Raw genomic sequence first — 9712 nt, forward strand, 5'->3', positions numbered from 1 at the left:
TTTTGTCAAAATAATCAGTTAGCGAAAGCTAACCTAATCTTAAAAGAAAAGGGCTTATGATTATCCGAAATGGGTAAGCATAAGACCCATTTATAGAGAGTTTACACCTTCATAGTAGCATTTAGTTACAAGGGAAAGCATGGTGTGAGCAAATTGACGATCTTGATAATGCCTTGCAACCTCTAAAATGCCCTCTGCAAAGTTGCTGGCAAGAATATGACACAGCATATCGTTATAGGAAACGTGTGTTTTTTTACCGAGCTGTCGCTTGATGTGCTGTTCAATGGAGTGGATAAACTGCTCCTTCGCCACCTCATACTTTGTTCCCTGACTTTTATCCATGAGGATTACAAATATCTTATGATTATCAAGTAGATCAAGAATGTAGTCCTCGGCTATGTTCTTGTATTTTTCTGACGGAAGCCCGTTCGCCTGTTCTTCTTCCGTTGCAACCTTATCAAAGTTCAGGTGCAATGAAGATGCAATTTTATCAAACAAATCTTCCTTATTCTTATGGTAATTGTAAATCAAGCTAACCGGGATTCCTGCCTTATCAGCTATTTCTTGCATTTTTGCGCTACGATAATCTTTTTCATAAAACACATCTACCGCAGCTTGGAAAATGCGTTCAAAAACCTCGTCTTTCAATACTTGTGGCATATAAACCCCTTCTTTATTAAAACCGAATCTTGATTCGCTTTTAATAATACAGTATACAGTATAATGAAGCTAAAGTCAAGGGGTTTTCCATTACCTTAACGGATAATATATTGCGAATAGGGGGATTCCATGCAAAAGCCTACTCAAAAATACAACTTCAAACCTTTCGGGCAGGCCATCAAATCCGCAAGGGTAAAGAAAGGTTTAACGCGAAAAGAACTTGCAGCGCAGATACATCTTTCTTCCCGTTACATATCCGTAAATCCCGCCGCCGTCCTACCAAGATGGGTGATATGGGTATCTTCTCCGGGCTGCTCTATTGTGCAGAGTGCGGCGGCAAGATGTATCAATGCCGCGCCACCAATTTTACGGAGGAACAGAAATACTTTATCTGTTCTACCTACCGCAAGGGAAAAGACCTTTGCACAACACATTCCATCAAGAATGTGGTGCTGCATGAAATCGTGTTGAGAAATCTGCGCGAAGCCATACAGTATGTGAGCCAGCACGAAGCCGAGTTTATGCAGGAAGCGGCAGACATCAGTATGCGAGATCGTGACGCGGAATTTGCGCGGAAACGTGATACGCTTGCGAAAGCTGATAAACGCATTGCAGAGCTTGACCGTATCATTTCCAAACTGTATGAGGACAATGTAATGGGTAAACTGTCCGATGACAGATTTATCAAATTGTCCCACGACTACGAGCTGGAACAGAGCAACTTAAATTCTATGGCAGAAGTTTTGCGCAAGGAGCTGAAACAGCAGGAGCAGCAGAAAACCAATGCCAAGGCATTTGTCGCAACGGTGAAAAAGTACACGGATATGCAGGAGCTTGACGCGGCAGTTCTCCGTGAATTTATTGACCGCATCGAAGTGTCCCACGCAGACAAGAAATCCAAGACAAGGGAGATCACCATTGTCTATAACTTCATCGGTGCATTTGACTTTACACGGGCTATCGAAGAAGCCCGCAATACAACTGAAAAACAGCAAAAGACGGCATAGCCGTCAAGCTAAACCGTCTTTTGCTTCAATGTTTTCTTAAGTCACCGCCCCGTATATGGCGGTTTTTTTACTTTTTTATCGGGTATTCCAGTCCCTGGGTGAACCCGTCTCCCTGACTGCAATGGATCTCTCCGCCGATGACGGTGTTCTGATCGAGCAGCAGGCAGGCCCAGATTCCTTCCTTCAGACCTGGATAGTTCTGGACGGAATAGGTGTATCGCTTTATGGTCTTTCCTGCGTATGTTTGGAGAGAAAACCCCTGGGCCTCCTGAAGAGAGAGGTAGGGCTCATAAGAGCGGTCGAAGGACTCCGGCAGTCGTATGTCCTCGATGGAGACAGGGGCCTGCTCCACGATCCAGCCATATTGCTCCAGGTAGGCAACCCGGTCCTCGTTGGTTTTTCGATTGGTGGGGTCCACTTTCACGATGGTCATGGCAGTCTGCGCCAGACGGATCTCTTTTGCAAGGTCGAGTCCGGCGCCAGTAAAGCCGATGCCCAGGGCCAGGAGGACCAGTCCGGCGAGGAAACGGGCGGGACGAAATTTTTTGGCAACGATCAACATGGGTGCAGCTCCTCTCAGCGCCGCCTTTGGATAGGCAGGGGCGGAAATCTTCGTTCTACTCTATGTTTTGGCAAGGGAAACTATGCTATAATATTACCGATAGAGGAGGTGGAGCTGTATGGAGCGGTTGGATAAGATTTTAGCGGCGACCGGCCGATGGTCCCGAAAAGAGGCGAAGAACCTCATCAAAATGGGCCGCGTTTGGGTCAATGGTGTAGCAGCGGTGCGTCCAGAGGACAAGGTGCCGGAGGATGGGGTGGTCACAGTGGATGGCCATGTGATCTCTCTGGAACGGTTTTGTTATGTAATGCTGCACAAGCCGGCAGGGGTCATTTCTTCCACAGACGACCCGCGGGAGACCACGGTCCTGACTCTGCTGCCCAAGGAACTGGGGCGGAAGGGACTGGCGCCGGTGGGCCGGTTGGATAAGGATACAGAGGGGCTGCTGCTTTTGACCAACGACGGCCAGCTGGCCCACCGTTTGCTGGCCCCAGGCAAGCACGTGGACAAGGTGTACTATGCGGAGGTAGCGGGCCAGCTGGATGACACGGACTGCCAGGCCTTTGCAGCGGGGATCGTCCTGGGGGACGGGACCCGATGCTTACCGGGGAAACTGGAGATCCTGGAGCCGGGGGATGCCTGTCTGGTGACCATTCAGGAAGGGAAGTACCATCAGGTCAAGCGGATGCTGGCGTCCCGGGGGAAACCGGTGGCGTATTTGAAGCGGATCTCCATGGGGCCGCTGACCCTGGATCGGACGTTGCCTGTGGGCAGTTGGCGTATGCTTACCCCTGAGGAACGGGAAATACTGGGGGTCGAAGGAGACTGACTTCGGCATTTTCCACAAATTTTCAAGAAAAAGCTATTGAAATTGCTCTTTGGAACCGTTATAATGGAGGCTAACCAGTCAGAAGAGGAAAAGAGACTTGTAGCGATTGCATTGCAGAACGCTTTGTCTGAAAGCAACAGGAGGGAAAAGGACATGTCCAGCAGAGTATTTCAAAGCATTGTGCTCCAAATGAAGGAGTGCACAGACCGTGTCATTGGGGTGATCGACGACCAGGGTACGGTGGTGTCATGCAATCAGTTGACCTGGATCGGGGAGAAGTGGGAAGGTGCCGCTTCTGCCTTGAACGTGAATGAATCTGCGGTTGTCATCTACGGCGATAAGACCTTTAAGCCTTTGGCCAGCCGCGGCTCTCATTTTGATTATTCCGCCTTTGTGCAGGGCAGCGACGAGCAGGCAAAACTGATCTGCTCCATGGTAACAGTGGCCCTGAACAGTGCCAAGGCTTACTATGAAGAGAAGCATGACAAGACGGCCTTTGTCAAGAGCATCATTTCCGACAATATTCTTTTGGGCGATATTTATGTGCGGGCCAAGGAGCTGCATTTTGCGTCCGAGACGCTGCGGGCGGTCTTTTTGATCCGGCAGGTGGGCTCGGCAGAGATCGCCGCAGTGGATGTTGTGCAGAACCTGTTTGCGGATAATTCCGAGGACTTTGTCATCTCCATCAGTGAGAGCGACATCGCAGTGATCAAAACCCTGAATGAAGGAGGCGACAGCAAGGAGATCTACAAGATTGCCAAGAGCATTGAGGATACGCTGGCGCAGAATCTGAAGATCAAAACCACCATCGGCATCGGCACTGTGGTAGGCCATATCCGGGATCTGGCCCGGGCCTATAAGGAAGCCGGCGTAGCCATTGATGTGGGCAAGGTTTTTGACACGGAGAAAACCATCATTAACTATGAGAACCTGGGGATCGGCCGGCTGATCTATCAGCTGCCCACCGTCATGTGTGAGATGTTCCTCCAGGAAGTGTTTAAGAAGAATCCCATCGATGCCCTGGACCAGGAGACCTTGTTTACCATCAACAAGTTCTTTGAGAACAACCTGAATGTCTCGGAGACCGCCCGGAAGCTCTTCGTCCACCGGAACACCCTGGTGTACCGTCTGGAGAAGATCAAGAAGCTGACCGGTCTGGATCTGCGGGAATTCGATGATGCCATCACCTTTAAGGTGGCTCTGATGGTCAAGAAGTATCTGGTGTCCAGAGGGATTGAATCCTAAGCGGTGCGCTGTTTACCACAGAAAGCAGCCCACCGATGATTGTGATTGAAGGAGTGTTAGTTTGATTCGTCTTACGGATATTTATAAGGAATATGAAAACGGGACGAAGGCGTTAAAAGGCGTCAGTATGCAGATCGATGACGGAGACTTTGTCTTTCTGGTGGGCCCTTCCGGGTCCGGAAAGTCGACCATCATCAAGCTCATTACGGCCGAAGTTGAGGCTACTGCCGGCCGGCTGATGGTGAACGGGTATAACCTGAACGACATCAGCGAAAAGCAGATCCCCCTGATGCGCCGTACCTTAGGGGTGGTGTTTCAGGATTTCCGTCTGATCGAGAAAAAGACGGTGAATCAGAACCTGGAAGTGGCGATGCGCGCCGTTGGCGCGACCCCCCGGGAAATTCAGCGCCGGATCCCGTACGTACTGGGGCTGGTGGGGCTCACAGGAAAAGGCCGGCAGTATCCCAACCAGCTGTCAGGCGGTGAGCAGCAGAGAGTGGCCATTGCCCGCGCTTTGGCCAACAATCCCAGCGTGATTATTGCGGACGAGCCCACCGGCAACCTGGACCCTGCCCGGTCCCTGGAGATCATGTCCCTGCTGGAAAAAATCAACGATATGGGAACCACTGTGCTGGTCGTGACCCACGAGCGGGAACTGGTGAACCGGTTCAGCAAGCGGGTGGTGGCCATCGAGAGCGGAAGAATTATCAGCGATGGTGCAGGAGGATATTACGGCAATGGTCGCTAATCAGATTTGGTATCATATCAAAGAGGGGTTCCGGAGTATCTTTACTCACGGACTTATGTCATTTGCAGCCGTCTGCATGACGGTGGCGTGCCTTCTGATCATGGGCTCTTTTTCCCTCATCGCCCTCAACGCCAACGCCATGCTGAAGGACCTGGAAGACGACAATGAGTTCCTGGCCTATGTGGACGAGACCTTTACCGATTCCGAGGCCAGGAGCCTGCAAAGCCGCCTGGAGTCTATCCCCAATGTTTCCTCGGCCACCTTTGTGAGCAAAGCGGAGGCTATGGAAGAGTTCCGGGGTGAGCTGGACAACGACGGCTTGCTGGATGGTCTTCCTGACGACACCTTCCGGGACCGTTACCGGATCCATGTGGAGGACATTCAGTCTATGGCGGCGACGGTCAACCAGGTGCGAGAGGTTTCCGGCATCGCGGATGTGCAGGCATCGCTGGAGATCGCCGATGGCTTTGTGATGCTGCGGAACGTGGCAAGCGCCCTGGCCATCATTCTGGTGGTCATGCTGGTGGTCATTTCCGTGTTTATCATTGCCAATACGATCAAGCTTTCCACCTTCACCCGGCGGGAAGAGATCGCTATTATGAAGATGTGCGGCGCCACCAACTGGTTTGTCCGCTGGCCCTTCCTGGTGGAAGGTGTGCTGCTCTGTCTGACAGGGTCCCTGATTGCGTATTTCAGCCAATGGGGGGTGTATGCCCTCATCGTGAAGGCCATGCAGAACAGCGGCATTCTCTCCATCATCAGCGCCATTCCTTTCCAGACCCTGTCCGGCACTGTGCTGCTGGTGTTTATCCTGGTGGGTCTGGTGATTGGGGCTGGTGGTTCGGCCATGGCCATTCGGAAGTTCCTGAAAGTATGATCGAGGAGGCGCTGGTTTGAGCAAGCGGAAACGGGGCTGGGACCCCATAAAATTCCAGAAGCGCTGCATGGCGGTGCTTGCAGTGGTTCTCTGCCTGTCTCTGGTGCTGTCGATGCTGGCGTATACGCTGGCCTATTAAACAGCAGCAGACCGGCACAGACCGCCCAAAACGAAGGAAAAAGAAGCGGCCAAACGCCGCTTCTTTTTGCATTACGTGCAGGGACACCCATCGGGAAAGGGAGGATGGAGCATGAAGGATCGAAAGAAGAAACGGATATCACCCTGGGTCGCGGTGCTCACAGGGGTGGCCGGCCTTGTGGTTGGCGGCGGCGTGCTTTTTGCTGTGATGTGGTCCAGTCTGGGCGGACCGGGAATGACACTGGTGCAGGCGTATCAGATCATCTCCCACCGCTTTGTGGGAGACTATGACCCCCAGGAGAGTTTGGAGGCGACCCTGGGCGCCATGGTGGACTCCCTTGGAGACCGCTGGTCCTATTATCTGACCCCGGAGGAAGCCCGGCAGGTGAAGGAAGCCCGGCAGAACTCGTATGTTGGCATTGGGATCACGGTCAGCCGGGATAGCACCGATGGGCTCCACATCCAAAGCGTGACCCGGGGCGGCCCTGCGGATGAGGCCGGCATACAGGCCGGAGAGATCATTTGCGCTGTGGACGGCGTGGCAGTGACCCAGGAAAACCGGGAGGACAGCATTGCCCGGATCAAAGGGGAGGAAGGCTCTGTCCTGACGCTGGAAGTCCAGGGGAGCGATGGGGCCCGGCGCAGCGTGGAGGTCACGCGGAAGACGGTGCACGGGATCTCTGCCCAGTGGCATATGATGGACAACGGAATCGGCCGTATCAATATCTATAACTTCTACAGCGGCACTGCGGAGCAGGTGCGCACAGGTGTGGAAGAACTGATGGAGCAGGGGGCCAGGGCGCTGGTGTTTGATGTGCGCAACAACCCCGGCGGGTATGTCACGGAACTCACTGCAATGTTGGACTTCCTCTTGCCGGAAGGAAGGATCTTCGTCAGCCAGGAGTACAACGGCAAGGAAACCGTGTATACTTCGGATGCTTCCTGTGTCTCTCTTCCCATGGCGGTGCTGGTCAACGGGGAGAGCTACAGCGCGGCTGAGTTTTTTGCAGCGCAGCTGCGGGAGAGTGTGGACGCTGTGGTTGCCGGGACTAAGACATCGGGAAAAGGGTACTCCCAGATGTTGTTTTCTTTACAGGATGGAAGCGCCATTGGCCTGTCCACAGCCCGGTATTTTACCGGCAGCGGCGTATCTCTGATTGGAACCGGCCTTGACCCGGACCCGTCGGTAGAACTCACAGAGGCAGCAAAGGAGAAGCTGCTTCTGGGCCAGCTGCCGGAATCAGAGGATCTTCAGCTGCAGGCGGCGGTAAAGGCGCTGCATTTGGAAGGATAGTGAGATTCCCCCGAAAGGGACCTTGTGAGCAGGGGCCCTTTCGGGGGAATTTTTGCAGGAAAAGGTCGGCAGGAGGGGAAGGGAGGGTCATCCTCTTGACAGACCGGAGCAAAGTTCATATAATACTAAAACGTATAACAGGAATTTTATATTATATAATGTGTAGTAAGATTCCATTTGAATAGGAAACCAATAGTACCCTAAAAAATCGGAAGGTGCGTGACTATGGCAAAAGAATATAGATTGAGCGCAGAGCGCTTGGAAGAACTGAAGCAGGAGCTGACCTATCTGAAGACGGTCCGTGAGCGTGAGGTGGCTGAACTCATCAAGGAAGCCCGTTCCTTTGGCGACTTGTCGGAGAACAGCGAGTACGATGAGGCCAAGAACGAGCAGGGCAAGCTCTACTCCCGTATTGCGGAGCTGGACGAGATCCTGTCCAACTATACCATTATCACGGAGCAGGAAAAGAACATGGACACCGTCCACGTGGGCAACACCGTGGTGGTAGAGGATCTGGAGTTTGAAGAACAGGTGACCTATCAGATCGTTGGATCGCAGGAAGCGGACCCCATGGGAGGGCGGATCTCGGAGGAGTCTCCCTTTGGCCGTGCGCTTCTGGGCCGGAAGGCAGGCGAAGAAGTGGTGGTAGAAGCCCCCGCCGGAAGCATTCGGTATAAGATCGTAAAGATCCAGAGATAACGAGGACAACGAAACGCAAAAGAGAAGGAGCGGCAGATTATGGCGGATAAGAGCAAGCAGGAGAAGGTACAGGAACAGGAGCAGGATTTATCCCAAATCCTGAAGGTGCGCAGAGATAAGCTGAAGGCTCTGCAGGAGGAGGGGAAGGACCCCTTTGAGCAGACCCGGTTCGACGTGTCCAGCACCACCCAGGAGATCAAAGAACACTTTGATGAGATGGAAGGACAGGCTGTGACCGTTGCAGGCCGTCTCATGTCCAAGCGTGGCATGGGCAAGGTGAGCTTCTGTGACCTGCAGGATAAGACCGGCCGGATCCAGATCTACGCCCGGAAGGACGAGATGGACGAGGCGGTATACAGCGCCTTTAAGAAATATGACATTGGCGATATCGTGGGCGTGGAGGGCGAAGTCTTCCGGACCCAGCGGGGAGAGATGAGCGTTCGCTGCAAGAATGTGACCCTGCTGTCCAAGTCCCTACGTCCGCTGCCGGAGAAGTTCCACGGCCTGCAGGACAAGGAACTGCGGTACCGTCAGCGCTATGTGGACCTGATCGTGAACCAGGAATCCCGGCGGAACTTTGAGATCCGCAGCCGGTTTGTGAGCTACCTGCGGTCCTTCCTGGATGGCAGAGGGTACATGGAGGTGGAGACCCCGGTCCTCAACACCATTTCCGGCGGCGCAACAGCCCGGCCCTTCATCACCCACCACAACACCCTGGACCTGGATATGTACATGCGCATCGCCACCGAGCTCCACTTGAAGCGCCTGATCGTTGGTGGTATGGAGCGGGTGTACGAGGTGGGCCGCATCTTCCGCAACGAGGGGATGGACACCAAGCACAACCCTGAGTTCACCACCGTGGAGCTCTATCAGGCCTATGCAGATTTCAACGACATGATGGATCTCTTTGAAGAGTTCCTGTCCTCTGCGGCCATGAAGATCCTGGGCACCTATGAGGTGCAGTGGCAGGGCGAGACCGTGAACCTGGCTCCCGGTTGGACCAGACTGTCCATGGCAGAGGCGGTCAAGCAGCATCTGGGCGTGGACTTTATGGCCATTTCCGACGATGCAGAAGCCGTGGCCGCTGCTAAAAGCGTGGGCATCGACATGGAGGGCGTGGAGCCCACCTGGGGCCACGCACTGTACGAGTGCTTTGACCAGAAGGTGGAGGGGATGCTGATCCAGCCCACCTTTATCACCATGCATCCTGTGGATGTATCTCCTCTGGCCAAGCGGTATGCCAAGGACCCCAGACTCACCGAGCGGTTTGAGCTCTTTATCTGCCGCAGCGAGATGGGCAACGCCTTCTCCGAGCTGAATGACCCTATCGACCAGAAGGAGCGGTTCCAGAAGCAGGTGGAGATGCGGGCCAAGGGCGACGAAGAGGCCGGCATGATGGACGACGATTACATCAACGCCCTGGAGTATGGCCTGCCTCCCACGGGCGGCCTGGGTATCGGCATCGACCGCTGCGTTATGCTGCTCACCGGTGCGGATTCCATCCGGGACGTGATCCTCTTCCCGACAATGAAACCCTTAGATTGACCGAAACGCGAAAAAGCCCGTAATATCAAGGGTTTTCGGACACAGGGGAAACGAAAAACCTTACGCCTTACACCAAACTTACACCAATCGATGTAGGAAAACGTGCAG

General features: G+C 53.6%; 11 protein-coding genes. 9 read left to right on the forward strand and 2 right to left on the reverse strand.

What is annotated here, in order from left to right; all coding sequences use genetic code 11:
* Positions 1-90: 90 nt before the first annotated feature.
* Complete coding sequence (locus SOR61_RS07765; RefSeq protein WP_320612097.1) at positions 91-660, reverse strand: TetR/AcrR family transcriptional regulator; 570 nt, start codon at positions 658-660, stop codon at positions 91-93.
* 293 nt (positions 661-953) lie between these two features.
* Between SOR61_RS07765 and SOR61_RS07770 the strand changes: the two genes are divergently transcribed.
* Positions 954-1667, forward strand: coding sequence for a DUF4368 domain-containing protein (locus SOR61_RS07770; RefSeq protein ID WP_320612098.1), 714 nt, complete (start codon positions 954-956; stop codon positions 1665-1667).
* A gap of 67 nt (positions 1668-1734) precedes the next feature.
* Here the strand turns inward: SOR61_RS07770 and SOR61_RS07775 are convergent, their stop codons facing one another.
* Entirely contained in the window at positions 1735-2229 is a 495-nt protein-coding gene (locus SOR61_RS07775) for a DUF4830 domain-containing protein (RefSeq protein WP_320612099.1), read from the reverse strand.
* Between the two features lie 118 nt (positions 2230-2347).
* Between SOR61_RS07775 and SOR61_RS07780 the strand changes: the two genes are divergently transcribed.
* The 8 genes from SOR61_RS07780 (at position 2348) to lysS (ending at position 9604) form a co-directional block, all read left to right on the forward strand.
* Positions 2348-3058: a pseudouridine synthase gene (locus tag SOR61_RS07780; RefSeq protein WP_320612100.1), complete on the forward strand. Its 711-nt coding sequence runs from the start codon at positions 2348-2350 to the stop codon at positions 3056-3058.
* A 153-nt stretch (positions 3059-3211) separates the two neighbouring features.
* Complete coding sequence (locus tag SOR61_RS07785; RefSeq protein ID WP_320612101.1) at positions 3212-4303, forward strand: helix-turn-helix domain-containing protein; 1092 nt, start codon at positions 3212-3214, stop codon at positions 4301-4303.
* 61 nt (positions 4304-4364) lie between these two features.
* On the forward strand, positions 4365-5051 hold the full coding sequence (gene ftsE / locus SOR61_RS07790; protein WP_320612102.1) for a cell division ATP-binding protein FtsE: 687 nt from the start codon (positions 4365-4367) through the stop codon (positions 5049-5051).
* Positions 5041-5928, forward strand: coding sequence for a permease-like cell division protein FtsX (ftsX, locus tag SOR61_RS07795; RefSeq protein ID WP_320612103.1), 888 nt, complete (start codon positions 5041-5043; stop codon positions 5926-5928). Before ftsE ends, ftsX begins: the two co-directional genes overlap by 11 nt.
* Before the next feature lie 16 nt (positions 5929-5944).
* Entirely contained in the window at positions 5945-6067 is a 123-nt protein-coding gene (locus SOR61_RS07800) for a hypothetical protein (RefSeq protein ID WP_320612104.1), read from the forward strand.
* 111 nt (positions 6068-6178) lie between these two features.
* Entirely contained in the window at positions 6179-7360 is a 1182-nt protein-coding gene (locus SOR61_RS07805; protein WP_320612105.1) for a S41 family peptidase, read from the forward strand.
* Positions 7361-7585: 225 nt separating this feature from the next.
* Positions 7586-8059, forward strand: a complete 474-nt coding sequence (gene greA / locus SOR61_RS07810) for a transcription elongation factor GreA (RefSeq protein WP_320612106.1) — start codon at positions 7586-7588, stop codon at positions 8057-8059.
* 39 nt (positions 8060-8098) lie between these two features.
* Positions 8099-9604: a lysine--tRNA ligase gene (gene lysS / locus SOR61_RS07815; RefSeq protein WP_320612107.1), complete on the forward strand. Its 1506-nt coding sequence runs from the start codon at positions 8099-8101 to the stop codon at positions 9602-9604.
* The last annotated feature ends 108 nt before the right edge of the window (positions 9605-9712 follow it).

It is taken from the genome of Evtepia sp. (assembly GCF_034090835.1).
Taxonomy (GTDB): Bacteria; Bacillota; Clostridia; order Oscillospirales; family Oscillospiraceae; genus Evtepia.